General features: G+C 68.5%; 22 protein-coding genes. 4 read left to right on the forward strand and 18 right to left on the reverse strand.

Features of this window, described 5'->3' with window-relative positions; translation table 11 throughout:
- The 3 genes from AU193_RS13430 to AU193_RS13440 form a co-directional block, all read right to left on the reverse strand.
- On the reverse strand, window positions 1-1,769 hold a 1,769-nt coding region (locus AU193_RS13430), incomplete at its 3' end, for a DUF2207 domain-containing protein (RefSeq protein ID WP_064422877.1).
- 37 nt (window positions 1,770-1,806) lie between these two features.
- Window positions 1,807-3,753 (reverse strand): primosomal protein N', encoded by a 1,947-nt coding sequence (locus AU193_RS13435; protein WP_172798301.1) that lies wholly within the window; start codon window positions 3,751-3,753, stop codon window positions 1,807-1,809.
- A gap of 77 nt (window positions 3,754-3,830) precedes the next feature.
- Window positions 3,831-4,553: a lysoplasmalogenase gene (locus tag AU193_RS13440; RefSeq protein ID WP_064422879.1), complete on the reverse strand. Its 723-nt coding sequence runs from the start codon at window positions 4,551-4,553 to the stop codon at window positions 3,831-3,833.
- On the opposite strand from AU193_RS13440, the gene AU193_RS13445 reads away from it, so the two are divergent.
- Both AU193_RS13445 and AU193_RS13450 read left to right on the forward strand, forming a co-directional pair.
- Window positions 4,552-5,520, forward strand: a complete 969-nt coding sequence (locus tag AU193_RS13445) for an alpha/beta hydrolase (protein ID WP_064422880.1) — start codon at window positions 4,552-4,554, stop codon at window positions 5,518-5,520. The genes AU193_RS13440 and AU193_RS13445 overlap by 2 nt on opposite strands.
- Window positions 5,521-5,549: 29 nt before the next feature.
- Window positions 5,550-7,031 carry an NAD(P)/FAD-dependent oxidoreductase gene (locus AU193_RS13450; protein ID WP_064422881.1) on the forward strand — a complete coding sequence of 494 codons (1,482 nt, stop codon included), beginning with the start codon at window positions 5,550-5,552 and terminating at the stop codon, window positions 7,029-7,031.
- 95 nt (window positions 7,032-7,126) lie between these two features.
- Here the strand turns inward: AU193_RS13450 and metK are convergent, their stop codons facing one another.
- From metK to pyrR, 12 genes are all read right to left on the reverse strand, one after another.
- Window positions 7,127-8,335 carry a methionine adenosyltransferase gene (gene metK / locus AU193_RS13455; protein WP_064422882.1) on the reverse strand — a complete coding sequence of 403 codons (1,209 nt, stop codon included), beginning with the start codon at window positions 8,333-8,335 and terminating at the stop codon, window positions 7,127-7,129.
- Between the two features lie 128 nt (window positions 8,336-8,463).
- The gene (gene coaBC, locus AU193_RS13460; RefSeq protein ID WP_064422883.1) at window positions 8,464-9,714 is read right to left on the reverse strand and encodes a bifunctional phosphopantothenoylcysteine decarboxylase/phosphopantothenate--cysteine ligase CoaBC; all 1,251 of its coding nucleotides are present in this window, start codon (window positions 9,712-9,714) and stop codon (window positions 8,464-8,466) included.
- Between the two features lie 32 nt (window positions 9,715-9,746).
- A complete protein-coding gene (gene rpoZ / locus AU193_RS13465) occupies window positions 9,747-10,016 on the reverse strand; it encodes a DNA-directed RNA polymerase subunit omega (RefSeq protein ID WP_253867814.1) in 270 nt (89 codons plus the stop codon).
- Window positions 10,017-10,147: 131 nt separating this feature from the next.
- The gene (gmk, locus tag AU193_RS13470; RefSeq protein ID WP_064422885.1) at window positions 10,148-10,723 is read right to left on the reverse strand and encodes a guanylate kinase; all 576 of its coding nucleotides are present in this window, start codon (window positions 10,721-10,723) and stop codon (window positions 10,148-10,150) included.
- Window positions 10,724-10,732: 9 nt separating this feature from the next.
- Window positions 10,733-11,050 (reverse strand): integration host factor, actinobacterial type, encoded by a 318-nt coding sequence (gene mihF, locus AU193_RS13475; RefSeq protein ID WP_003889986.1) that lies wholly within the window; start codon window positions 11,048-11,050, stop codon window positions 10,733-10,735.
- Between the two features lie 426 nt (window positions 11,051-11,476).
- Window positions 11,477-12,292 carry an orotidine-5'-phosphate decarboxylase gene (gene pyrF, locus AU193_RS13480; RefSeq protein ID WP_064422886.1) on the reverse strand — a complete coding sequence of 272 codons (816 nt, stop codon included), beginning with the start codon at window positions 12,290-12,292 and terminating at the stop codon, window positions 11,477-11,479.
- Window positions 12,289-15,663: a carbamoyl-phosphate synthase large subunit gene (gene carB / locus AU193_RS13485; RefSeq protein WP_064422887.1), complete on the reverse strand. Its 3,375-nt coding sequence runs from the start codon at window positions 15,661-15,663 to the stop codon at window positions 12,289-12,291. Before carB ends, pyrF begins: the two co-directional genes overlap by 4 nt.
- Before the next feature lie 96 nt (window positions 15,664-15,759).
- Complete coding sequence (gene carA / locus AU193_RS13490) at window positions 15,760-16,887, reverse strand: glutamine-hydrolyzing carbamoyl-phosphate synthase small subunit (protein WP_064422888.1); 1,128 nt, start codon at window positions 16,885-16,887, stop codon at window positions 15,760-15,762.
- Window positions 16,884-17,387, reverse strand: a complete 504-nt coding sequence (locus tag AU193_RS13495) for a hypothetical protein (RefSeq protein WP_064422889.1) — start codon at window positions 17,385-17,387, stop codon at window positions 16,884-16,886. Before AU193_RS13495 ends, carA begins: the two co-directional genes overlap by 4 nt.
- Window positions 17,388-17,418: 31 nt before the next feature.
- Entirely contained in the window at window positions 17,419-18,711 is a 1,293-nt protein-coding gene (locus AU193_RS13500; protein WP_064422890.1) for a dihydroorotase, read from the reverse strand.
- Entirely contained in the window at window positions 18,708-19,658 is a 951-nt protein-coding gene (locus tag AU193_RS13505) for an aspartate carbamoyltransferase catalytic subunit (RefSeq protein WP_064422924.1), read from the reverse strand. Before AU193_RS13505 ends, AU193_RS13500 begins: the two co-directional genes overlap by 4 nt.
- A gap of 28 nt (window positions 19,659-19,686) precedes the next feature.
- Window positions 19,687-20,271, reverse strand: a complete 585-nt coding sequence (gene pyrR / locus AU193_RS13510; RefSeq protein ID WP_064422891.1) for a bifunctional pyr operon transcriptional regulator/uracil phosphoribosyltransferase PyrR — start codon at window positions 20,269-20,271, stop codon at window positions 19,687-19,689.
- A gap of 144 nt (window positions 20,272-20,415) precedes the next feature.
- Between pyrR and AU193_RS13515 the strand changes: the two genes are divergently transcribed.
- Complete coding sequence (locus AU193_RS13515; protein ID WP_064422925.1) at window positions 20,416-21,618, forward strand: serine hydrolase; 1,203 nt, start codon at window positions 20,416-20,418, stop codon at window positions 21,616-21,618.
- A 17-nt stretch (window positions 21,619-21,635) separates the two neighbouring features.
- Entirely contained in the window at window positions 21,636-22,856 is a 1,221-nt protein-coding gene (locus AU193_RS13520) for an FAD-dependent monooxygenase (RefSeq protein ID WP_064422892.1), read from the forward strand.
- 29 nt (window positions 22,857-22,885) lie between these two features.
- Here AU193_RS13520 and nusB read toward each other — a convergent pair whose 3' ends face one another.
- The 3 genes from nusB to AU193_RS13535 are packed head-to-tail and all read right to left on the reverse strand — an operon-like array spanning window position 22,886 to window position 25,020.
- A complete protein-coding gene (gene nusB, locus AU193_RS13525; protein ID WP_064422893.1) occupies window positions 22,886-23,365 on the reverse strand; it encodes a transcription antitermination factor NusB in 480 nt (159 codons plus the stop codon).
- A complete protein-coding gene (gene efp / locus AU193_RS13530; protein WP_064422894.1) occupies window positions 23,358-23,921 on the reverse strand; it encodes an elongation factor P in 564 nt (187 codons plus the stop codon). The genes nusB and efp overlap by 8 nt, the downstream gene beginning before the upstream one ends.
- A gap of 16 nt (window positions 23,922-23,937) precedes the next feature.
- Window positions 23,938-25,020, reverse strand: a complete 1,083-nt coding sequence (locus AU193_RS13535; protein ID WP_064422895.1) for a Xaa-Pro peptidase family protein — start codon at window positions 25,018-25,020, stop codon at window positions 23,938-23,940.
- Between the last annotated feature and the right edge of the window lies 1 nt (window position 25,021).

The raw sequence follows: 25,021 nt of genomic DNA on the forward strand, positions 1-25,021 counted from the left end.
CCGCCGCCGCCCCCACCGCCGCTGGACCCGCCGCTTCCGCTGGACGACTGCGATGCGGTGTACGCGCCGATCGACGAGGACAACGCGGACTCGAAGCTGTCGAAGTTCGCCCCGTCGGAACTGCCGACGAAGCCGATTCCGCCGGATGAGGTCGAGTGGTACCAATCCGGTTGCGGTGCAGCCGTTCCCATCGTCGTTTCGTACTTCTTGGCCCACAGCGCCGCGGCACCCGCGGCAACGGCGAACGGAACGTACGCCGAGTAGAGGTCTTTTCGCGCCCCGAAGTCGAAGCGCGCCTCGGCCGAATCGGTGGTCAACATGCGGTGGAAACCGCCTGCGCGCGACCAGAGTTCGCGGCCGGCCTCCGTGCGCCGGGTCTCCACGCCGGGACCCCACGAACCGATCGACAGCAGAAAGAACGCCGCGAACGGCAACGCCCACATCGTGGTCGGGAACAGCCAGCGGAAGACGGCACACAGCATGAGCAGGAACGCGATCGCGTTCGCGGTGCGAAGCCACAGTTCCTTGCTCCGCTTGACGAGGAGCTTGTTGTCCAACGCCCAGTTCTGGACGGCCTTGGCCAGATCGGTCTTGGCCTTGTTGAGCTTCTGTCCCGACTTGACGGTCTTCTTGGCTTCGAACTCGCTGCCCGGATGCAGGACCTTCAACACCGACCCGACGGTCACACTGACCGGATCGACGTCGACCCAGGCGCCGTGCTCGGCGATGCCGCGGATCCGCCAGTGCTGCTCGTTGACCTGTTGCAGGTCGATCAGGCCCCGCTCGGCGAGGTAGAACAGCGTCGCGGTCAGGGCTTGTTTGGGCACCGCCTCGGTCCGGATGTATTCGGTCTGCACCGGGCCGAGACCCTGCGGCGGCGCGTACTGCAGCGGAAAGCCCGGCGACGGTTCGACCGTGGTGCGATACCACAGCAGTCCGGCCAAGCCCGCCGCCACCGTCAGCGCCGCGACCCACAGCACTCCGGTCAGCGACCGTCCCAGCACGCGGTCCCATTCGTAGGTCCACGGCAGCTCGGGCCGCGTCGGCGTCGGCACGTCCACACTCGCACGCACCGTAACCGGTGTGCGCGGCGGCAGGTTTCGCGCCGAGAACGTCACCTGGTTCCCGGTGGCCGTCAGGTCGAGGCACGGCCCGCCGACGCCGTATCCGACCGAACACTGCACGCGGGGAACGTCTCCGGGCAGCCGGATCGAGATGTCGGCGCGCTGAATGCGGTTGTTCCAGGCCGGCGCGATCACGTTCCAGAAGAACACCGAGCCCGGGGCGTCGGCGTCACCCGAGGAGGTGGCGAATCTGCGGTCGGCGCCGGTGTTTCCGGGGTCGAGGACGCCGTCGACGGAGTAGCGGATCTCGTAGACGTGCCGCCCATAGCTGAGGTAACTGTCGGGATCGCCGATCTTGGCCACCCGGAACCGCTCACCGCCTTCCCACAGCATCTGATAGGGCGCCGGGTCGCCGTCGAGAAGGATCGACTCGATCTCCGGCACTTGGCGCACGCGAGGACTGTTGGGGTTGGTCACATCCCAGTACCGGAAGATTCCATGCCGACCGCTGGGAAAATCCGCCGTGATGGTCTCGACGGCGTCGAGCCGCCCGTCACCGTCGACGACGAGGTCCACGTCGTAGTCCGCGATGACGACGGGGTCGTCGGCTGGCGCGGACTCTGAGCCGCCGGTGAACACGACGGGCCACAGCACCGCAAACGCCAACACCAGCAACGTGATCGACCACGCGAAGAGCCGGCGCATGCGGACCTCCTGTTGCCTGCGACGCCAGGTTTCCGGTTCACCCTATGTGCAACGGGTCGATCTGGATGCGAACCGGCTGTTGGTCGTGACGGGCGCTGAGCACGGCGGTGGCCCGGCGCAGCGCCGAGGACAGGGCCAGGCCGGTGTCGCGCGGAACCCGGAGCAGCATCCGGATCACCGTCGCGTCGCGGGCCAGTCCCGGCGGGCGGCGCGCGCCGACCGGCAGATCGACCGGGCCGAGTAGGTCGGTGCTCTCGGGCGTGTCGGCACTGTCGAGCAAGGCGCGCACCGCCTCGGGCGGCCCGTCGACGGCGGCCATATGCACGGCTGGCGGCAGACCGACATCTGCGCGCGCGTTCAGCTCGCCGTCCGCGTGACCGACGGGGTCCCAACGGATCAGCGCCTGCACCGTGGGTATGGCGGATTCGGCCACCACCGCGATCACTCCGCCGTCGGCGCGGTTGCGTACCAGGGCGCCCGCGGCCATCCAGCGGCGCAGGGTGTCCTCGGCCGCGCGCAGATCCTGGCGGCCGAGCAGCGCCCAGCTGTCAAGCAGCAACGCGGCCCCGTACCCGCCCGCGGCCACCGGTTCGGCGCCGGGGGTGGCGACCACGAGCGCGGGCCGCGGCGGGACCGCGGCGACGATCGCGTCGCCGCCCGAGGTGATGACCGTCGTGCCCGGAAAAGCCCGGCCGAGTTCCTCGGCGGTGCGCCGGGCTCCGACGACGACCGCGCGCACCGCATCCGAACCGCACCGCACGCAGCGCAACGACGGATGCGCGCGCCCGCACCACCGGCACACCGCGCCGGCGGCATCGCGGTCGGGCAGCGACAAGGGTCCGGTGCAGTGCCGGCACCTGGCGATGGTCCGGCAGCGCGCGCACGCGAGCGCAGGCACATATCCGCGGCGGGGCACCTGTACGAGCACCGGCGCGCCCGACTCCAGCGCCTTGCGCGCGGCCTGCAGCGCCATCGACGGGAGCCGGGCCGACCGGGCGGCCGGGTCGCGTTCCTGTTCGAAACCACTGTCTTCGAGGGCGACGACGCGCGGTGAGGCCGCCCGCACCACCGGCCGAAGCGCGACCAGGTCGTGCGCCCAGCCGCTGCGCACCAACGCCTGCGCCTCCGCGGTCCTGGCGTACCCGCCGATCAGTGCGGCGCAGCGGAGTTGGTGGGCCCGCAACATCGCCACCTCCCGAGCATGCGGATACGGCGCGCGGGGTTCGGCGAGCGTGTCGTCGCCGTCGTCCCACACCATCACGAGACCGAGGTCGGCGACGGGCGCGAAAACCGCGCTGCGCGTGCCGATGACGAGCCGGGCGCGCCCGCGCAGAACCGACAACCAGCGCCGATAGCGTTGTGCGGGACCGAGTCCCGCCGACAACGCCACGACGAGCTCCTCGTCGACACGACCGAGCGCCGCGGCGTGCACCGCGTCGATGTCGCGCTGATCCGGCACGACCACCAGCACGCCGCGGCCCGAGTTCACCATCACCGCGGCTGCCTCGGCCAGCCGATCGGGCCACGCTTCGCCGGGCAGCGCCTGCCAGACCGCACGGGCGGCGCGTCCACCCACCAGCGCCGCCAGGAACTGCTCACCTCCGCCGTAGGTGTTCCAGGCAACGGTCTCGACGGGGCGCGGGTCGATCGGCGCCGTGGGCGGTGGAACCTGTTTCTCGACCCGGGCGTGCCGCGGCGGGATGGCCAGTCGCAGCACATCGGCGCGGGTGCCGGCGTAGCGGGCCGCGACGGCGTCGGCCAGTCGACGGATCTCGGGCGTCAGCACCGGCTCGGGTGAAACCACCCGATCGAGCCAGCCGAGCTTGCCGACGTGGTCGGTGTCGGACCGCCTCTCCAGGATGAACGCGTCAACCAACCGGCCGTGAAACCGCACCCGGACACGGACACCGGGTTGCGCGTCGTCGGACCGCTCGGCCGGGACCAGGTAGTCGAACTCGCGGTCCAGGTGCGGAACGGTCAGCATGGGCAGCACCCGGGCGACCGGCTCGTGCTCGGCAGGCTGTCTGGTGGCGCCCGGGCGGGCCGGACTGTCGGACCCCGTCACGCAGGATGGGTAGCAGACGGCACCGACGTCCTGCCGAAGAAGAATCCGGCGGTGATGAGCATCAGCGAGGCCGCGTACCCCCACCAGATCGGCACCGCCAGCGCCTCCGAACCCAGCACGAACCTGCCGATCCCGATCATCGCGTCCGACACCGCGAAACACACCGCGCCCAGCGCCGTCCACGGCGTGGGCAGCCGGGCCATGAGCGCGGCACACACCATCGCCCCGAGCACCGTGATGTACAGCGTGACGGGTACGGCCATGCCGTCGGCGACGAGACGCGGCCAGAACCACACCAGAAGGGCCACGCAGGCCGCGACCGTGATCCCGGCGGCGACCAGCCTCGGCGTGGAGCGGGTGACCAGTGGCCACAGCGCGGCCAGGAAGCACAGGTGGGCCACGAGGAAGGCGGTCAGCCCGAGCACGAACGACGGCTCCGACCAGGGCAGTGCCAACAGGAAATCACCTGCCGCCGAGAACAGCAGCGCGGCCACCAACCAGCGTCGCTCCCGAATGATCGGATGCGTCAGCGCCGCCGCGGCGAGCAGCACCGCTGCGGCAGCCTTGACCGCGGGCTGCAGCGCGAACTGACCGGTGAGCTCGGCGCCGGCGGGCAGCCGCACCGCGGTCACGAGCAGGAACACCCCGTAGCAGGCGCCGACGACGGCCGCGGCCACCCACAGAAACCTGGTTCGCCGGTGAACGTACGGTGTCCCCATGTCAGCCGATGAGGTACGGCCTGCCAGCCCGGAACCCATAGACGCCATTCTGCTGAAGGTACTGCAGGCGGTGCCGTTTCAGTTGACAACCGACGGCGGCGTGCAGGCCGCGCGCGAACGGTTCAACGCGTTGCCGCAAGTCGAGATCTCCCCCGAGGTGCGTGCCGAGGACCGCACGGTCGACGGGCCCGGTGGCCCGATCCCGGTGCGGGTGTACCGGCCGCCGACCGCGACCGAGGCACTCGCCCCGGTGGTGGTGTTCTTCCACGGCGGCGGCTGGTCTGTCGGCGACCTCGACAGCTACGACAGCACCGCCCGTCGACATGCGGCCGACGCCGACGCCGTGGTGATCTCCGTCGACTACCGGCTGGCACCCGAGCATCCCTACCCCGCCGCTGTCGACGATGTCTGGGCCGCAACGCAGTGGGTCGCCGCGAGTGCAGACGAATTGGGAGTCGATGCGTCGCGGCTCGCGGTGGCCGGCGATTCGGCGGGTGGCAATCTCGCCGCGGTGGTGGCACAGTTGGCGCGCGACGCCGGTGGGCCGGAGATTCGCTTCCAACTGCTGTGGTATCCGGCGACGACGTGGGACACCTCGTTGCCGTCGTTCGCCGAGAACGCCGATGCGCCGATCCTGAACCTCGATGCAGTAGGCGGCTTTTCGCGTTGGTACGTCGGCGACATGGATCTGTCGGACATGCCCGCGACGCTTGCGCCCGCGCGCGCCGGGGACCTGACCGGCCTGCCGCCGGCTTATATCGCCATCGCGGGGCATGATCCGCTGCGCGACGACGGTGCCCGGTACGCGGAGTTGCTGTCGGCCGCCGGAGTGCCCGTCGAACTGCACAACGCCGAAACACTCGTCCACGGCTACCTCGGTTACGCCGGGGTGGTGCCCGCCGCGACCGAGGCCACCGAACGCGGATTGAGGGCGCTGCGCGCCGCACTGCACCCAGGGGTACCGTGAGCGAGACGTGAGCGACACGGGGAGGCCCTATGACAGTGCCCGATCACGACACCATCATCGTCGGTGCCGGTTTCTCCGGTATCGGCGCCGGGATCACCCTCGACAAGGCCGGTCTGGGCGATTATCTGATCGTCGAAGCGGGCGACGGCCCCGGCGGGACGTGGTACTGGAATACGTATCCCGGTATCGCCGTTGATATTCCGTCGTTCTCATACCAGTTCTCGTTCGAGCAGAGCCCAGAATGGACCCGCACGTACGCACCGGGGCACGAGTTGCGCGCGTACGCCGAGCACTGCGTCGACAAGTACGGTCTGCGACCCAAGATCCGGTTCAACACCAAGGTGCTCGGCGCGGTGTTCGACGACGACGAGACGCTGTGGCGGATCGAACTCGATTCCGGCGACGTCGTGACGGCGCGATTCCTGATCAATGCGTGCGGGGTACTGATCACGCCGAAACTGCCCGACATCGACGGGGTCGACTCGTTCGCCGGCGTGACGATGCACACCGCGCGTTGGGACCACTCGCAGGACCTCACGGGCAAGCGGGTCGCGGTCATCGGCACCGGAGCGTCGGCGGTACAGGTGATCCCCGAGATCGCGCCGATCGTCAAGCAGCTCACCGTATTTCAACGCACACCGATCTGGTGTTTTCCGAAGTTCGACGTGCCGCTGTCCCCGATGGCGCGGCGGATGATGCGGCTGCCCGGAGGACACGTCGTGCAACGGCTTCTCAGCCAGGCCTACGTCGAGCTGACCTTCACGCTGCCCGCGCAGTACTTCACCGTCAACCCGATGGCCAAGAACATGTCGAAGGTCGGCGAGGCGTATCTGCGCAAGCAGGTCGACGACCCGGAGGTCCGTGACAAGCTCACCCCGCGTTACGCGGTCGGCTGTAAGCGGCCCGGCTTCCACAACACGTACCTGTCGACATACAACCGCGACAACGTCGAGTTGGTGACAAACCCGATCGACAAGATCACCGGCTCGGGCGTGGCCACCGTCGACGGCGCCACTCGCGAGGCCGACGTGTTGATCCTGGCCACCGGGTTCAAGGTGATGGACGCCGACGACATGCCCACCTATCCCGTCACCGGCTCGGGCGGGCGGTCATGGAGCCGGCATTGGCAGGAGCATCGGCTGCAGGCCTACGAAGGCGTGAGCGTGCCCGGCTTCCCGAACTTCTTCACGGTGTTCGGGCCGTATGGCTATGTCGGATCGTCGTACTTCGCGCTGATCGAAACGCAGACGCATCACATCGTGCGCTGTCTCAAGCATGCCCGGCGCAGGAACGCCCGCCGGGTGGAGGTGACGCAGCAGGCCAACGACCGGTACTTCGAAGAGATGATGCGTAAGCGGCACCGCCAGATCTTCTGGCAGGAGAGCTGCCAACTGGCCAACAGCTACTACTTCGACAAGAACGGCGACGCGCCGCTGCGGCCGACCACCACGTTCGAGGCGTACTGGCGCAGCCGCCGCTTCCCACTACGGGATTACGCGTTCAGCCGCTGATCGGCCGAACGCCGAGACTACGGTTTCTGACGGAATTCGCTCGAAATCGATCAAAAAGCGCAGTCTCGGCGGCAGTGTCGGTCTCGAGCAGACTCTTAGACCGAAGCCTTCAGCTCGTCGACCTTGTTGAGCTGCTCCCAGGGCAGCTCGACGTCGGTGCGGCCGAAGTGGCCGTACGCGGCGGTCTGCGCGTAGATCGGGCGCAGCAGGTCGAGATCGCGCACGATCGCGCCGGGGCGCAGGTCGAACACCGAGGTGATGGCCTTCTCGATGCGGGCCGGATCGACCGACTCGCTGCCGAACGTCTCGACGAACAGACCGACCGGAGCGGCCTTGCCGATGGCGTAGGCGACCTGGACCTCGACGCGCTCGGCCAGACCCGCTGCGACGACGTTCTTCGCCACCCAGCGCATCGCATACGCCGCCGACCGGTCCACCTTGGACGGATCCTTGCCCGAGAACGCGCCGCCGCCGTGCCGGGCCCAGCCGCCGTAGGTGTCGACGATGATCTTGCGGCCCGTCAGCCCCGCGTCACCCATGGGGCCGCCGAGCACGAACTTGCCGGTCGGGTTCACCAGAAGACGGAAGTCGGAGGTGTCCATCGAGTCGTGGCCCAGGTCGGCCAGCACGGTGTTGACGACCTTCTCGCGGATGTCCGGCGTGAGCGTCTCCTCGAGATCGATGCCCGCCGCGTGCTGCGTCGACAGCACAACCGTGTCGAGGCGCACCGGGGTGGTGCCGTCGTACTGCACCGTGACCTGGGTTTTACCGTCGGGCCGCAGGTAATCGAGCACGCCGCTCTTGCGGACCTCGGTCAACCGGCGCGACAGCCGGTGCGCGAGCGCGATCGGCAACGGCATCAGCTCGGGCGTGTCCTTGATCGCGTAGCCGAACATCAGGCCCTGGTCGCCCGCGCCCTGCAGGTCGAGGGGGTCGCCGGCGCCCTCGACGCGGGTCTCGTGCGCGGTGTCGACGCCCATCGCGATGTCGGGCGACTGGCGGCCGATGCCGATGTTGACGCCGCAGGTCTCACCGTCGAAGCCCTTCTCCGACGAGTCGTAGCCGATCTCGAGGATGCGCTCACGCACCGTGGTGGCGATGTCGGCGAAGGCCTCCTTGGCGGCCGTCGTCACCTCCCCGACGACGTGCACCTGCCCGGTGGTGACCAGTGTCTCCACGGCGACCCGCGACTTGGGATCGCCCGCGAGCAAAGCGTCGAGCACCGAATCGCTGATCGCGTCGCAGATCTTGTCGGGGTGGCCCTCGGTTACCGACTCACTGGTGAACAGCCGAGCTTCACTCACGGGGTGATCCTTCCGCTCAAGTCATCTTGAGGTAGTTAGTTCATCAAATTGTAGGTGTGCCCTGTTGCACCCAAGCCCGGGCTTCCGTCGCGCGCAAGCATTTCACGCAGCCAGTTGCGTGATTCGGGCTACCCGCTGCCGCTGTGCAGGAAGGCCACGATCGCGTCCACGATACGGCTGGCCATCAGGGTCTTCGATCCGTGCTCCAGCGCGGACTCCGTGCCGTCGGCCGCGAGCAGCCAACCGTCGTTGTTGTCGACTTCGAACGCCCGATTCTCGCCCACCGCATTGACCACGAGCAGATCGCATCCCTTGCGCTGCAGCTTCGCGCGAGCGTGGTGAAGCACATCGCCGTTCGCGTCACCGGTCTCGGCAGCAAACCCCACGATGGCCCGCATATTCGGCAGCTGTCCATCGGCCCGAGCCCGCACGGCGCCCGCCAGCACGTCCTCGGTGCGGACCAGTTCGATGACCGGCGCGGCGGCGTCCGGATCGGCCGACTTCTTGATCTTGCTGCTCTGCATCGCGGTGGGCCGGAAATCGGCGACCGCGGCCGCCATCACCAGCACGTGCGCGTCGGGTGCGTGCTTGGATACCGCGTCCTTGAGCTGGGCGGCCGAGCCGATGTGCACCACCTCGACGCCTGCCGGGTCGATCAGCCCGGCGGTGTTGCCCGCGATCAGTGTGACGTCGGCACCGCGCTGAGCCATCACCCGGGCCATCGCATAGCCCTGCTTGCCCGAACTGCGATTGCCGATGAAGCGCACGGGATCGATCGGCTCACGAGTGCCGCCCGCGGAAACCAGCACCTTGACCCCTGCCAGGTCGTAGGGCAGCGCGTCGGGCCGCGTCAGCAGGAGCTGGGCCAGCGTGGTGATCTCCTCGGCTTCGGGCAGGCGGCCCGCGCCGCTGTCGGCTCCCGTCAACCGGCCCGACGCCGGTTCGAGGACGACGGCACCGCGACGACGCAGCGTGGCGACGTTCTCCACTGTCGCGGGGTGGAACCACATCTCGGTGTGCATGGCCGGCGCGAACAGCACCGGACATCGGGCGGTCAGCAGCGTCGCGGTCAGCAGGTCGTCCGCGCGACCCGCGACGGCACGCGCCAGGAGATCCGCGGTAGCGGGCGCGACGACGACCAGGTCGGCCTCTTGGCCGAAGCGGACGTGCGGCACCTCGTGGACGTCGTCCCAGACGCCGGTGTGCACGGCATGCCCCGAGAGAGCCTCGAACGTGGCCGCACCGACGAACCTCAGCGCAGACTCGGTGGGGACGACGCGGACGTCGTGCCCGGCCTCGGTGAGCTGTCTGACCACCGTGGCCGCCTTGTATGCGGCGATACCGCCGGCGACGCCGACGATGATCCGCTTGGGCTCCATGGCGGCCGCTCCCCTAATGCCTCGCGGTGTTGCTACTCGCCTTCGGTGTGCTCGAGCAGGTCCGCGTGAATCTCGCGCAGCGCGATCGACAGCGGCTTCTCCTGCAGGCCGGGCTCGACCAGCGGGCCGACGTACTCGAGGATGCCGTCGCCGAGCTGGTTGTAGTAGTCGTTGATCTGGCGGGCGCGCTTGGCGGCATAGATCACCAGCGCATACTTGCTCGACGCGCGATCCAGCAGCTCGTCGATGGGCGGGTTGGTGATGCCCAACGGCGTGTCATAGGCGGTGGCTGACACGTCCATGGACGTGTCGGGGCCGTCCACAGCTGCCAGCTGCGTGTCGGCGTGCGGGGTGCTCACGAAAAATTCTCCTGGCGGTCAATAGCTGAATGCGAGATAGCTGGCGGGCCTCACGGCGCGTCTCCGGCGCGCACTCATCGGTGGCCCACCAGCAAGGATACCAATTCGGCGCAGGCAGACTCCAATTGACGGTTCACGACCACGGTGTCGAAGCCGTCCTGCGCGGCGAGTTCGGCTCGGGCGGTCGCCAGCCGGCGCTCCATCGCCTCGGGTGTCTCGGTGCCACGTCCGGTCAGCCGGCTCTCAAGCTCCTCCCAACTCGGGGGGGCGAGGAAGACCGTGAGGGCCTCGGGCATCGCTGTCTTGACGGCCCGCGCGCCCGCGAGGTCCACCTCGATCAGAACGGGCCTGCCCGCCGCGATCGCTTCGCGGACGGGCCGGGCGGGGGTTCCGGAGCGGTGCAGGCCGCCGTGGATGTCCGCCCATTCGAGTAGGGCGCCGTCGGCGATCAAGTCATCGAATTCGTCGGGGGTCACGAAGGAGTAATCAACGCCGTCGACTTCACCGGGGCGGGGGGCCCTGGTGGTGACGGACACGCTGAAGTGCAGGTCGGGAACGCGTTCGCGCAGACAGCGAACGACGGTCGACTTCCCGACGGCAGAGGGGCCGGACAGCACGACTACCCGGCCGGCCCCTCGGCCGGCGCTCAACTCAAGCGCCTAGGACTGGTCGAACTTTTCCAGCAGCGCCTTGCGCTGACGATCGCCGAGTCCGCGCAGCCGGCGGGTGGGGGCGATCTCGAGTTCGGTCATGATCTCCTGCGCCTTGACCTTGCCGACCTTGGGCAACGCCTCCAGAAGCGCTGAAACCTTCATCTTGCCCAAGACCTCGTCGGTCTCGGCATCCTTGAGCACCTGCTTGAGGTTGGTGCCGCCGCGCTTGAGCCGATCCTTCAATTCGGCGCGGGCTCGACGTGCGGCGGCAGCCTTCTCCAACGCGGCCGCGCGCTGTTCGTCGGTCAACTGGGGAAGGGCCACGGGTTCCTCCGTCTCATCACGATCAATTTCCACTGCCTCGGCTGATGGGAAAATCCAGAAACAGCCAGCGACGACGACCGTACCCACGCAGGCTGACGAAAGCTAACCCCACCCCCTGGTTGTGGCGTCAAAAGCCCAGCGTGTCGGGCGGTCGCACGCGGCCCGCGCAAGCGGCCTTCCGCCACCGGAAGCGGCGAAGTGTCGTTTTGCGTCGCCGGAACCGCCTGCATATCAAGGCAATTCGGACCGTGCGGAGACGCTGTTCGGCCGCTCAGCACGTGACCTGCGCCACACTCTGGCCGGCCGGCGCCGCTGCAAAAGAAAATTTTCGCTGGTCATCCGCTTTCGGGCGTGTCGCGAACAACCCATTTGTGACCTCTGTGACAGTTGAGGCTGACGTTGCCCATGTTGCTCGTCGATGACGGCTCAGGCCAGGTAGGCGACCGCGTCGCGCATCGTCTCGGCGGCCGAGCGCATCGCGGCCACCTCCGGACCGGCGCGCAGCACCTGCCGTGACACCGCGGGCAGCAGCTGGCCGGATCGGGCGCCCCCGAGCCCGCCCAACGCCTCCGGGCGCCCTCCCTGGGCGCCCACACCCGGGACCAGCACCGGTCCCGCGAGGGCGCTGACGTCGGGCGGTTCGGCCAGGGTGGCGCCGACCACGACGCCGACCGGGCCCGGTTGCGCGGCGGTTCGGTTGACCGCGGCGGCGGCGTCGACGATCGACTGCGCGACGGTGCGACCGTCGGCATCAGCGCGCTGCACGGACGCGCCCTCGGGGTTCGAGGTGGCCGCGAGCACGAACACTCCGCGGTCATTGGCCATCGCCGTGTCGATCAGCGGCTGCAGCGAGCCGAAGCCCAGGTAGGGCGATGCGGTCACCGCGTCGGCGGCCAGCGGCGAATCCCCCGCCCACGCGTCGGCGTATGCCGCCATCGTGGAGCCGATATCACCGCGTTTGGCATCGGCGAGCACCAGCACTCCCGCGTCGCGCAGCGCGGCGATCGTGTGTTCCAGTACCGCGAACCCGGCGGCGCCGTACGCCTCGAAGAACGCAACCTGCGGTTTGACGACGGCGAAGTCGGCGAACGCCGTCACGCACACGTCGCAGAACCGGCGCAACCCGTCGGCCCCAGCGGCAAAGCCCCACGCGCGCATCAACTCCGGGTGCGGATCAATGCCCAGACACAGCGGTCCACGCCGGGCCACCGCATCGGCCAACCGCAGGCCGAAACCCGTCACGTCCCCAGCACGCTGTGCAGTTCCTGCAGCGACATCACGCCGATGTCACCGCGGATCCGGGCCTCTATGCCCTGTACCGCCGCCGACGCGCCCTGCACCGTCGTCACACAGGGGATGCTGTTCGCCACTGCCGCCGAGCGGATCTCGTATCCATCGACGCGAGGGCCGGAATTGCCGTACGGGGTGTTGATGACCATGTCGACCTCCCCGGCCTTGATGAGGTCGACCGCCGACGAGGCGGGCCTGCCCTCGCTCGGCTCCTCGAAGTGCTTGCGCACCTCTTCGCACGGAATACCATTGCGCCGCAACATCTCCGCGGTGCCCTCGGTGGCCAGCACCCGAAAGCCCAGGTCGGCGAGCCGTTTGGCGGGAAACACGAGCGAACGCTTGTCGCGGTTGGCCACGGACACGAACACCGTGCCTTCGACCGGCAGCGACCCGTAGGCGGCGGTCTGGCTCTTGGCGAAGGCGCTACCGAAGTCGTAGTCGATGCCCATCACCTCGCCCGTCGACTTCATCTCCGGTCCCAGCAGCGAATCGATCTGCGTGCCATCGTGTTTGCGGAACCGGTTGAACGGCAGGACCGCTTCCTTGACCGCGACGGGCGCGTTGCGTGCGGTGCTCGCGCCGTCACCGGTGCGCGCCAGCACGCCTTCCTCACGCAGTTGAGCGATCGTCGCGCCGAGCATGATCCGTGCACACGCCTTGGCCAGCGGCACCGCGGTGGCTTTGGAGACGAACGGCACGGTGCGGCTGGCGCGGGGATTGGCCTCCAGCACATAGAGCACATCGTCCTTGAGCGCGTACTGCACATTGAGCAGGCCCACCACCCCGATACCGTGGGCGATCGCTTCGGTGGCACGGCGCACGGCCTCGATGTCGCTGCGACCCAACGTCACCGGCGGCAGGGCACACGCGGAGTCGCCGGAGTGGATACCGGCCTCCTCGATGTGCTCCATGATGCCGCCGATGTAGACCTCCGATCCGTCGCACAGCGCGTCGACGTCGATCTCGATGGCGTCTTCGAGGAACCGGTCCACCAGCACCGGATGCTCAGGCGAGAGCTCGGTGGCCCGAGTGATGTAGCCCTGCAGCGTCTCGTCGTCGTAGACGATCTCCATGCCGCGACCGCCGAGCACGTAGGACGGCCGAACCAGCACGGGATAACCGATCTCGGCGGCGATGCGCCGCGCCTGCTCGAAGCTGGTGGCCAGGCCGAACCGCGGCGCAGGGAGGCCGGCGTTTCTCAGCACTTCGCCGAACGCACCGCGATCCTCGGCGAGGTCGATCGCCTTGGGGCTGGTCCCGACGATCGGCACGCCGGCGTTCTGCAGGCGTTCGGCCAGTCCGAGCGGTGTCTGGCCGCCGAGCTGCACGATGACGCCGACGACACCGGGACCGCCTGCACCGGAGACGCATTCGGCGTAGTACACCTCGAGCACGTCCTCGAACGTGAGTGGCTCGAAGTAGAGCCGGTCGGCGGTGTCGTAGTCGGTGGACACCGTTTCGGGGTTGCAGTTGACCATCACCGTCTCGAAGCCGCCGGGGCCCCATTCGCTCCTCACGTGCGCGGCGCTCAACGTCGTCGCCGCGTGCACACAGCTGTAGTCGAACTCGATGCCTTGCCCGATGCGGTTGGGGCCCGAGCCGAGGATCAGCACCTTGGGCCGCTCGGTCTGCGGGGCCACCTCCGTCTCGGCGGCGGGGTCGAGTTCATAGCTGCTGTAGTGGTACGGGGTCTTGGCCTCGAATTCGGCCGCACACGTGTCGACGGTCTTGAACACCGGGTGGATGCCGAGCCGCTGCCGTAGCGCCCGCACGCCGACCTCACCGGCGAGTTCGGGTCGCAGCGCGGCGATCTGGCGGTCCGACAGTCCGTGGTACTTGGCGCGGCGCAACAGGTCGGCGTCGAGCACCGGGGCGTCGACGACTTCTGCGCGCAGCGCCACCAGCCCGGCGATCTGCTCGACGAACCACGGGTCGACGCCGGAGGCCTGCGCCACCTGCTCGACGGTCGCGCCCTTGCGCAGCACCAGCTCGAGGTCGTAGAGGCGTCCGTCCGATGGTGTGCCCAGCCGCGCCAACAACTCGTCGACGGTGACCGTGTCCTCGTCGGGGTCGGGTTTGGTCCAGAACCCGGCGCGGCCCGACTCCAGCGAGCGCATCACCTTGCCGAGCGCTTCGATGAAGTTGCGGCCCAACGCCATCGCCTCGCCGACCGATTTCATGGTGGTGGTCAGCGTGCCGTCGGCGCCGGGGAACTTCTCGAACGCGAAGCGCGGGGCCTTGACGACGACATAGTCGAGCGTCGGCTCGAAGCAGGCCGGGGTCTCCTTGGTGATGTCGTTGACGATCTCGTCGAGCGTGTAGCCGATGGCCAGCTTCGCCGCGATCTTGGCGATCGGGAACCCGGTGGCCTTGGAGGCCAGCGCGCTCGACCGCGACACCCGCGGATTCATCTCGATCACGATGAGGCGCCCGTCGGCCGGGTTGACGGCGAACTGGATGTTGCAGCCGCCGGTGTCGACGCCGACCTCGCGCAGGATCGCGATGCCCAGGTCGCGCATCGTCTGGTATTCGCGGTCGGTGAGCGTCATGGCCGGCGCGACGGTGACCGAGTCGCCGGTGTGCACACCCATCGGGTCGAAGTTCTCGATCGAGCACACCACGACCACGTTGTCGTGGCCGTCGCGCATCAACTCGAGTTCGTATTCCTTCCAGCCGAAGATCGACTCCTCGATCAGCACGTTGGCGCTCGGCGAGGCCGCGAGCCCGTCGCCGGCCATCCGGTCGACGTCCTCGGCGGAGTACGCCATGCCCGAACCCAGACCGCCCATCGTGAAGGACGGCCGCACCACCACCGGCAAGCCGAGATCCTCGACCGTCTCGCGCACCTCGTCCATCGTGAAACACACTCGGGAGCGGGCGGATTCGCCGCCGACCTTGGCGACGATGTCCTTGAACCGCTGCCGGTCCTCGCCGCGCTGGATGGCCTCGAAGTCCGCGCCGATCAGCTCCACCCCGTGCTTGGCCAGCACCCCGGACTCCGACAGCGCGACGGCGGTGTTCAGCGCCGTCTGGCCGCCCAGCGTGGCCAACAGGCCGTCGATCTTGTTGCCGCGCTCGGCCTGCTGGGCGATCACCCGCTCGACGAACGCCGGCGTGATCGGCTCGACGTAGGTGTGGTCGGCGTATTCGGGGTCGGTCATGATCGTCGCCGGGTTCGAGTTGATCAGGGTGACCTGCAACCCCTCCGCGCGCAGCACCCGACACGCCTGGGTTCCGGAGTAGTCGAACTCCGCGGCCTGACCGATCACGATGGGCCCGGAGCCGATCACCAGGATGTGGTTGAGGTCGCTCCGCTTAGGCATCTATCGCCCCACTTCCACTTCCGCGTGACTCCCCACTTCCGCGAATGACCGTGTCTGCACACGACACGCCGCGCCGATCTGTACAAAAGCGGTCGCTCACCGCCGATCCTCCATCAAGTCGACGAACTGATCGAACAGATAGTTCGCATCGTGCGGTCCCGCCGCGGCCTCCGGGTGGTACTGCACCGAAAAGGCCAGCCCGCTGACGAGTTTGATGCCCTCGACGACGCCGTCGTTGGCGCAGGTGTGGCTGACGATCGCCTCGCCGAACGGGGTGTCGAAGCGCTCGCCCGCCTCGCCTTCGAGGGCGAATCCGTGGTTCTGCGCGGTGATCGCGACGTTGCCGGTCTGATGGTCGATCACCGGCACGTTGATCCCGCGGTGGCCGAACACCATTTTGTACGTCGAGCGCCCCAGCGCACGGCCCAGGATCTGGTTACCGAAGCAGATGCCGAACAGCGGGATGCCGGCGCCGAGCACCTCCTGGGTGACGGCCACGATGTGCTCGGCGGTGGCGGGGTCGCCGGGGCCGTTGGACAGGAACACCCCGTCGGGCTTCAGGTCGGCGATCTGCTCATAGGTCGCCGAGGCCGGCAACACATGGCTGCGGATACCGCGCTTGGCGAAGTTGCGCGGGGTGTTGGTCTTGATACCGAGGTCGACGGCGGCCACCGTGAACCGTTGCGGCCCTTCGGGTTCCACCACATAGGTGACGTCGGTGCTGACTTCGCCCGCCAGGTTCGCGCCGAGCATGCCGGGTTGGCTGCGAACCCGCTCGAGCAGGTCGTCGGGGTCGGCCAGCGCCGGCCCGGAGAACACGCCTGCCCTCATGGAGCCCCGGCTGCGCAGATGACGCACCACCGCGCGGGTGTCGATACCCGCGATGCCGACGATGCCCTGGCGTTCGAGTTCCTCCTCGAGCGTGCCGGTGGCCCGCCAGTTCGAGGCCCGCGGCGAGGGATCACGCACCGCGTAGCCGGCGACCCAGATCTTGTCGCCACGGCTTTCGGCGTCCTCGTGGTTCCATCCGGTGTTGCCGATCTGCGGTGCCGTCGCGATCACGATCTGCCCGTGGTAGCTCGGATCGGTGAGCGTCTCCTGGTAGCCGGACATGCCGGTGGAGAACACCGCCTCGCCGAGCGCCTGCCCGACCGCACCGTACGTCGTGCCGGTGAAGACCCGGCCGTCCTCGAGCACGAGTACGGCCTTGCCGGTTCGCTTCACGCCGCCTCCTGTTCCACCCAGTGCGAGTACTCGCGACGGTCGTTGGCGCGGAACCCGGTGTCGATCTCGGTGCCCGACGGCAGTCGCCACCGGATCGCGAGGATGCCCTCGTGCGTCAGCGCCTTACCCGCGATCCCCCGTTCGGTGCGAATCTCGGTGATCGCCTCGTCGGGAATCCAGATCGGCCGTGCGCCGCTGCGCTGCAACATGATTCCTTCGGGGTAGCGGGTCAGCACGGCCTTGGTGCGGAAGCCGAGGTCGCCGACCACGATCCGGTCGTTCCAATTGGGGGCCAGCGTGCTGCCGACGTACAGCCCCTTGGTCGCCGGCACGATCGCCGGCCCGACGGTGTCGGGAAGCGTCGGCAGCGTGCCGATGAGCTCAGCCTGGCGCTCGGCGCGGCGGCGCCATCCGCGGATCATCGCCTGGATCAGCACCGCGATGAGCACGGCCACGACGGCGGCCATGATCAACGACCCGACGAGCGTGCCCGTGTTCATCCGCGGTCCGCCTGCGCTACACGCTCGAAGTTCATGCGGGGCACTTCCCATCCCGCGCAGTCACCTTGCCGCGCAACAACGTCAGCGTGACCGCCGCGGGCAGTTCGAGCGCCTCATAGGGCGTGTTGGCCGAGCGACTGGCCAGTGCGGAACCCTCGACGGTCCACGTCGCCTCGGGATCGACCACGGCCAGGTTGGCCGGCTCGCCGATCTCCAGCGGCCTGCCCTGGTCGGGCAAACCGACGATCTCGGCGGGCCGCTCGCTCATGACCCGGGCGACGTCGCGCCAGGTCAGCAGACCCGGGCGCACCATCGTCTCGGCGACCACCGACAGCGCGGTCTGCAATCCGAGCATGCCGGGGCGGGCGACGGAGAACTCGCAACACTTCTCGTGTTCGGCGTGCGGGGCGTGATCGGTGGCCACACAGTCGATGATCCCGTCCGCCAGCGCCTGGCGCAGCGCCCGGGCATCGGAGGCCTCCCGCAGCGGTGGGTTCACCCGGTAGCGCCCGTCGTAGGTGGCCAGCCGTTCGTCGTCGAGCAGCAGGTGGTGCGGGGTCACCTCGGCCGTGATCGAGATGCCCTGCGACTTCGCCCATCGCACGATCTCGACGGTGCCCGCTGTCGAAGCGTGGCAAACGTGCACCCGTGCCCCGGCATCGCGCGCCAGCAGCGCATCACGCGCGACGATCGACTCCTCGGCCGCACGCGGCCACCCGGCCAGACCGAGCCGGGCGGCGTTGGGACCCTCGTGGGCCACGGCGCCGACCGTCAGCCGCGGCTCCTCGGCGTGCTGGGCGATCAGAACGCCCAGCCCGGTGGCGTATTCGAGCGCGCGGCGCATGATCAGCGGATCGTGCACGCAGATGCCGTCGTCGGAGAACATCCGAACCTGTGCGGTGCCGCCGGCCATCATCCCCATCTCGGTGAGCTGGGAACCCGCCAGGCCGACGGTCACCGCGCCCACCGGATGCACGTCGACAAGTCCCACCTGCTGTCCGCGTCGCCAGACGTGGTCGGTCACGACGGGACTGTCGGCGACCGGATTCGTGTTGGCCATCGCGAACACCGCGGTGTACCCGCCCAAAGCCGCTGCGGCCGAACCGGTTTCGATGTCCTCGGCGTACTCGCGGCCAGGCTCGCGCAGGTGGGTGTGCAGGTCGACGAATCCCGGCAGCAGCACCTGGCCGGTGGCGTCGACGACGTCTGAGTCGTCGGGGATCGGAAGTCGCTGCCCGATGTCGGTGATCTGTCCGTCGGCCACCAGGACGTCGACGCGATCGCCCTCGCCGTAGAGCCGGACCCCTCGTATCACGACGCTCATGCGCTGATCGCCCCTTCCTCGGCGCCCACGAGCAGGTGGAACAACACCGCCATCCGGATATGCACGCCGTTGGAAACCTGTTGCAGCACCGCCGATTGCGGCGAGTCGGCGACCGAGAACGCGATCTCCATACCCCGGACCATCGGCCCCGGGTGCAGCACGACCGCGTTGCCCGAAAGCAGCGCCTGGCGCTTCTCGGACAAGCCGTAGAGCACCGAGTACTCCCGCGCCGACGGGAAGAATCCGCCGTTCATGCGCTCGGCCTGCACTCGCAGCATCAGCACCGCGTCGGCGAGCGGCAGTTCGGCGTCGAGATCGTGCGACACCGTGACCGGCCAATCAGCGACCCCGACCGGCAGCAGCGTCGGTGGCGCGACCAGCACCACCTCCGCGCCGAGGGTGTGCAGCAGAAGAACATTCGAGCGGGCCACCCGGCTGTGCAGGACGTCGCCGACGATCACCACCCGCTTGCCCTCGATGTCGCCGAGGCGCTGGCGGATGGTCAGCGCGTCGAGCAACGCCTGAGTGGGGTGCTCGTGGGTGCCGTCGCCGGCGTTGATGACCGCCGGACCGTGTCCGTTCTCGGCGGCCGTCCACTCGGCGAGTTGCTGCGGCGCACCCGAGGCGGGGTGGCGCAAAATCAGTGCGTCGGCCCCCGCGGCGCGCAGCGTCAGCGCGGTGTCGCGCAGCGACTCCCCCTTGGACACCGACGATCCGGAGGCGCTGACGTTGATCACGTCGGCGCTCATCCACTTGCCGGCGACCTCGAAGGAGACCCGGGTGCGGGTCGAGTTCTCGTAGAACATCGTGATGATCGTGCGCCCACGCAGGGTGGGCAGTTTCTTGACCTCGCGGCCGAGCAGGGCCTGGCTGAAACGGTCGGCGTTGTCCAGGATCGCCAGCGCATCGTCGCGCGACAGATCCGCCGCCGAGAGCAGGTGCTTCATGATGGTCTGTTCTTCGCGCAAGCGCTCATCACCGAATCGGACCTCCGTACGGCGCAATGGACACACTGTCGTGGCCATCGTCTTCGGTTAACCGGACCTTGACGTTCTCGCTTCGGGACGTCGGCACGTTCTTGCCCACATAGTCGGCGCGCAGCGGCAGCTCACGATGGCCGCGGTCGACGAGGACCGCCAGCTGCACCGCCTTCGGTCGTCCGAGGTCGCGCAGGGCATCCAGGGCAGCGCGCACCGAGCGGCCGGTGTAGAGCACGTCGTCGACGAGGATGACCAACGCCTGATCGATGCCGCCCTCGGGAATGGAGGTCTCCTCCAGAGCACGCGGAGGCTTGAAGTCGAGGTCGTCGCGGTACAGCGTGTTGTCCAGGGCGCCGTGCGGGACGACGACCCCCGAGAACTCCTTGATCTTCTCGGCGAGCCGGGTGGCCAACGTCACGCCCCGGGTCGGGATCCCGAGCAACACGACGCGGGGAGCATCGTTGCCGTCGAGTGCGGTCTTCTCGATGATCTGGTGGGCGATGCGGGAAACGGTGCGGCCGAGGTCCGCTGCGGACATCAGCTCCCGGTCGGTGCCCGACGAGCCTGACTGCGCGCCCAAGCGACTCTGACCTCCTTCTCCGCCTCTCTGGACGGCTCCTTAAAGGACGTCGAAACTGCGGGGAAGCTTAGCACCCGGCCGGCGGTGGTCCGGCCACGCCACGAGGGCGACGGCCCGCACCGCCGCATCAGTAGGCTTGCCGCGATGAAACTCGCCGGCAACTCTGCGTCCATCAACGAGGCCATCGACGCCGGGCTCCTCGCCGGCGCGGTGACTCTGGTGTGGCACGCCGGTGAGGTGCTTCAGGTCAACGAGTTGGGGCATCGGGACGTCGGAGCCGGGCTGCCGATGCAGCGCGACACGATCTTCCGTATCGCCTCGATGACCAAACCCGTGACGGTCGCGGCCGCGATGAGCCTCCTCGAGGAGGGCCGTTTCGCGCTCACCGACCCGGTGACCACGTGGGTGCCCGAACTCGCCGACATGCAGGTGCTTGTCGACCCGCACGGCGACCTCGACAAGACGACGCCGGCCCGCCGCCCCATCACCTTCGACGACCTGATGACGCACCGCAGCGGCCTCGCGTACGCGTTCTCGGTGCTGGGACCGTTGAGCCGCGCATACGGCCGGATGTCGTTTCGCCAGGACCAGGACCGCTGGCTGGCAGAGCTCGCCCGGCTTCCGCTGGCGCACCAGCCCGGCGACCGGCTCACCTACAGCCATGCCACCGACGTGCTGGGAATCGCGCTGTCGCGCATCGAGGACAAGCCGTTGTCCGACGTTCTGCGTGAACGGATCTTCGAGCCGCTGCAGATGCCCGACACCGGGTTCTCGGTGGGCACGTCGCGACGACACCGCGCCGCGACCATGTACAAACTCGACCAGAACAACACCCTGCGGCACGACGTGATGGGACCCGCACCGATCAGCGATCCCCCTTTCTGCACCGGCGGTGCCGGGTTGTGGTCGACCGTCGACGACTACCTGCGCTTCGCGCGGATGCTGTTGGCCGGCGGCACGCTGGACGGGGTCCGGGTGCTCTCGGAGGAGTCCGTGCGCCTCATGCGCACCGACCGGCTGACCGACGAGCAGAAGCGCCAGAACTTCCTCGGCGCGCCGTTCTGGGTGGGTCGCGGATTCGGGTTGAACCTCTCGGTGGTGACCGATCCGGCGAAATCCCGTCCGCTGTTCGGTCCGGGCGGGTTGGGCACCTTCAGCTGGCCCGGCGCCTACGGCACCTGGTGGCAGGCCGACCCGTCGGCGGACCTGATCCTGATCTACCTGGTCCAGAACCTGCCCGACCTCACCGTCGACGCGGCCGCGATCGCAGGTAACACGTCGCTGGCCAAACTGCAGAGCGCTCAGCCGAAATTCGTCCGCCGAACCTACCGGGCGCTGGACATCTGACCGTTTAGTGTGACGGCATGACCCAGCCGACCGTCCTGATCAGCGGCGCCGGGATCGCCGGACCGTCGTTGGCTTTCTGGTTGACACGCAACGGATATCGCGTCATCGTCGTGGAGATCGCACCCGGTGTCCGGCCCGGTGGCCAGACAGTCGACCTGCGGGGCGCGGGCGGCGACGTCATCGAGCGGATGGGGTTGATCGACCAGATGCGGGCCCGCGCGCTCGAGCAGCGAGGCGCGGCCTGGGTGCGTTCCGACGGCAGCAGACGCGCCGAGATGCCGGTGACGGCGTTCGACGGCAACGGTCTGGTGTCGAAGCTGGAGATCCTGCGCGGCGATCTGGTGGACGTGCTGTACCAGGCCACCCGGGATTCGGTCGAATACCGCTTCGGAGCGCGGATTTCGGAGCTACGCGAAGTCGATGCGGGTGTGGAGGCCACGCTGGCCGACGGTACTGTCGTGCGGGCCGACCTCGTCGTCGGGGCCGACGGTCCGCATTCGGCGGTGCGCCGTCTGGCCTTCGGCCCAGAGGAACAGTTCGTCAAGCCGATCGGCGGATACAACGCGTGGTTCTCCGCACCCGACAGCGTCGGACTCGACGGCTGGTTCCTGCTCTACCAGGCTCCCGGTGGCCTCAACGCTTCGATGCGGCCCTCGCACGACCCAGCAATCGCCAAGGCCGGCTTGGCTTTTCGCTCCGAGCCGCTCGAGTACGACCGGCATGACCTCGACCAACAGCGCCGGATCCTCGTCGAGCGGTTCGCAGGCGCCGGATGGGAATGCGACGCGCTGCTGGCCGCCGCCCACGAAGCCGACGACTTCTACTTCGATTCCTTCGCTCAGATCCACATGCCGACCTGGTCGACGGGCCGGGTCACGCTGGTCGGAGACGCCGGATACTGCGCATCGCCGCTGTCGGGTATGGGCACGAGCCTGGCACTGGTGGGCGCCTACCTTCTCGCGGGTGAGCTCGGACCCGCGAGTTCGCTCGAGCCCGAGGGCATTGCCAAGGCGCTGGCGCGGTACGAGTCGCTGATGCGCCCGTACGTCGACACCTGCCAGAAGCTGAACAACACCATCGACCGGTACGCACCGATGTCGGAGTCCGATATCGCGGTCAACGCGGCGGTGATGAAGTGGATGCAGCGCTGGCCGTTTCGACCGGTGGCTGCACGGCTATGGTTCACGACGGCGGATTCGATCGAACTGCCGAACTATCCGACTCTGTCCGCCGCGTAGCCCGTTCGCGTCAACGCCTGTCGGGCGCGCTATCCCCCGCTGCCCTCACCCCGCACCGCCTGCGCGGCGGCCCGGATCTGTGGCGTCACGAGCATCACCTGCCCCAGCACGCCGTTGACGAAAGCCGGTGAGTCGTCGGTGGACAACTGCTTGGCCAGTTCGACCGCCTCGTCCACGGCCACCGGCTCCGGAACGTCGTCGGCGTGCAGCAACTCCCACACCGCCACCCGCAGGATCGCTCGATCGACGGCGGGCAACCGCTCGAGCGTCCAGCCCTGCAGGTGCGCGGCGATCAGATCGTCGATGTGGGCGGCGTGTTCGGTTACCCCCCGAGCCACCGTCACGGTGTAGGGATTCAGCGGCGATACGTCGGACTGGTTCTCGGCCAACGCATTTCGTGCTTCCGCCACCTCTGCGGAGGTGAGCCCGCGCGCTTCGGCCTCGAAGAGCAGGTCGACGGCGCGCTTGCGGGCCGCATGCCTTCCCCGATCGCCTTTGCGGTCAGGCATTCACCCGACCCAAGTAACTGCCGTCGCGTGAGTCGATCTTGAGCTTGTCGCCGGTGTTGATGAACAGCGGCACCTGGATCTCGGCTCCCGTCTCGACGGTCGCCGGTTTGGTGCCCGCGCTGGACCGGTCGCCCTGCAGGCCCGGCTCGGTGTGGGTCACCTCGAGTTCGACGGTCACCGGCAGCTCGAGGTAGAGCGGGTTGCCGTCGTGGAAGGCGATCTGCACCGGCATGCTCTCCAGCAGGAAGTCGGCGGCGCGGCCAACCAACGACTCTGGCAGCGGGTGCTGCTCGTAGTCCTCGGAATCCATGAACACGAAATCCGAACCGTCCCGGTACAGGTAGGTCGCGTCGCGCCGGTCGACGGTCGCGGTCTCGACCTTCACCCCGGCGTTGTAGGTCTTGTCCACGGTTTTGCCGGAGACGACGTTCTTGAGCTTGGTGCGCACGAAGGCCGGACCCTTGCCGGGTTTGACGTGCTGGAACTCGATGATCTGCCAGAGCTGGCCGTCGATCACCAGGACAAGCCCATTTTTGAAGTCGGCGGTCGTTGCCACGTCGGTAGTACTCCTGTCAGAGGATGGCCAGTTCCTTGGGGAACCGGGTGAGCAAGTCTGGCGCGGTTCCGACGACGAGCGTGTCCTCGATGCGGACACCGCCACGGTCGGGCAGATAGACACCGGGCTCCACGGTCACCGCGGAGCCAGCAAGCAGTGTACCGACGGACGCCCCGCTGATTCCCGGCGCTTCGTGGATCTGCAATCCGACCCCGTGCCCGAGGCCGTGGGTGAAGTACTCGACATAACCCGCGTCGGCGATGACCTGCCGCGACGCGGCGTCAACATCCTTGCACGCGACTCCGGGCGCCAGCGCCTGACGGCCCGCCTTCTGCGCGGCAGTCACCAACGCGTAGATCTCGTGCTGCCAGTCAGCGATCGGCGCGAGCACGAAGGTCCGGGTCATATCCGAGTGGTAGCCGCTCACCAACGCGCCGAAGTCGATCTTGACGAAGTCTCCGGCCGCCAGCACGGCATCGGTGGGCCGATGATGCGGGATCGCCGAGTTCGGTCCGGCCGCCACGATGGTTTCGAACGACGGGCCGTCGGCGCCGTGCTCGAGCATCAGCCACTCCAGTTCGCGGGCGACCTCCTTCTCGCTCCTGCCGGCCCGCAGGCCGCCGCGGTCGACCAGGTCCCGCAGTGCCGCGTCGGCCGCCTCGCACGCCAACCGCAGCAGCGCCACCTCGCCGGCGTCCTTGGCCTCGCGCAGCGACTCGACGGTTCCGGCGGCGCGCACCAGTTCGGTCTGCTCGCCGGCGGCCTTCGTCAGCGCCGAGAACGCGTCGACGGTCACCACATGACTTTCGAAGCCGAGCCGGCGCACCCCGTCGGCGGCGGCACGACCGGCCAGGTGCGGTCCGCAGGCCCGCTCGATGACGATCTCGGCGTCGGGCGCCTGCTGCGCGGCCTGCGTGCGGTAGCGCCCGTCGGTCGCCAGCACCGGCGTTTCGTCGTCGGCCTTGATGAGCAGCGCGGCGTTCGAGCCGGTGAACCCGCTCAGATAGCGCACGTTGACCAGGTCCGATATCAACATCGCATCGATTTCGGATTTGACCAGCCGCTCGCGCAGCCGGTCCCGGCGCTGTGAAATAGTCACG

Source organism: Mycobacterium sp. GA-1285, assembly GCF_001499905.1.
In the GTDB taxonomy this organism is placed as follows: Bacteria; Actinomycetota; Actinomycetes; order Mycobacteriales; family Mycobacteriaceae; genus Mycobacterium.

Coding starts and splice junctions, on each gene's coding strand:
- AU193_RS13435 (WP_172798301.1), bottom strand. CDS start 3,753: ATGCTGACCGTTCCGCACCTGGACCGCGAGTTCGACTACCTGGTCCCG.
- AU193_RS13445 (WP_064422880.1), top strand. CDS start 4,552: ATGTCAGCCGATGAGGTACGGCCTGCCAGCCCGGAACCCATAGACGCC.
- AU193_RS13440 (WP_064422879.1), bottom strand. CDS start 4,553: ATGGGGACACCGTACGTTCACCGGCGAACCAGGTTTCTGTGGGTGGCC.
- AU193_RS13450 (WP_064422881.1), top strand. CDS start 5,550: ATGACAGTGCCCGATCACGACACCATCATCGTCGGTGCCGGTTTCTCC.
- coaBC (WP_064422883.1), bottom strand. CDS start 9,714: ATGGAGCCCAAGCGGATCATCGTCGGCGTCGCCGGCGGTATCGCCGCA.
- rpoZ (WP_253867814.1), bottom strand. CDS start 10,016: ATGGACGTGTCAGCCACCGCCTATGACACGCCGTTGGGCATCACCAAC.
- carB (WP_064422887.1), bottom strand. CDS start 15,663: ATGCCTAAGCGGAGCGACCTCAACCACATCCTGGTGATCGGCTCCGGG.
- AU193_RS13495 (WP_064422889.1), bottom strand. CDS start 17,387: ATGAACACGGGCACGCTCGTCGGGTCGTTGATCATGGCCGCCGTCGTG.
- AU193_RS13500 (WP_064422890.1), bottom strand. CDS start 18,711: ATGAGCGTCGTGATACGAGGGGTCCGGCTCTACGGCGAGGGCGATCGC.
- AU193_RS13505 (WP_064422924.1), bottom strand. CDS start 19,658: ATGAAGCACCTGCTCTCGGCGGCGGATCTGTCGCGCGACGATGCGCTG.
- AU193_RS13515 (WP_064422925.1), top strand. CDS start 20,416: ATGAAACTCGCCGGCAACTCTGCGTCCATCAACGAGGCCATCGACGCC.
- AU193_RS13520 (WP_064422892.1), top strand. CDS start 21,636: ATGACCCAGCCGACCGTCCTGATCAGCGGCGCCGGGATCGCCGGACCG.
- nusB (WP_064422893.1), bottom strand. CDS start 23,365: ATGCCTGACCGCAAAGGCGATCGGGGAAGGCATGCGGCCCGCAAGCGC.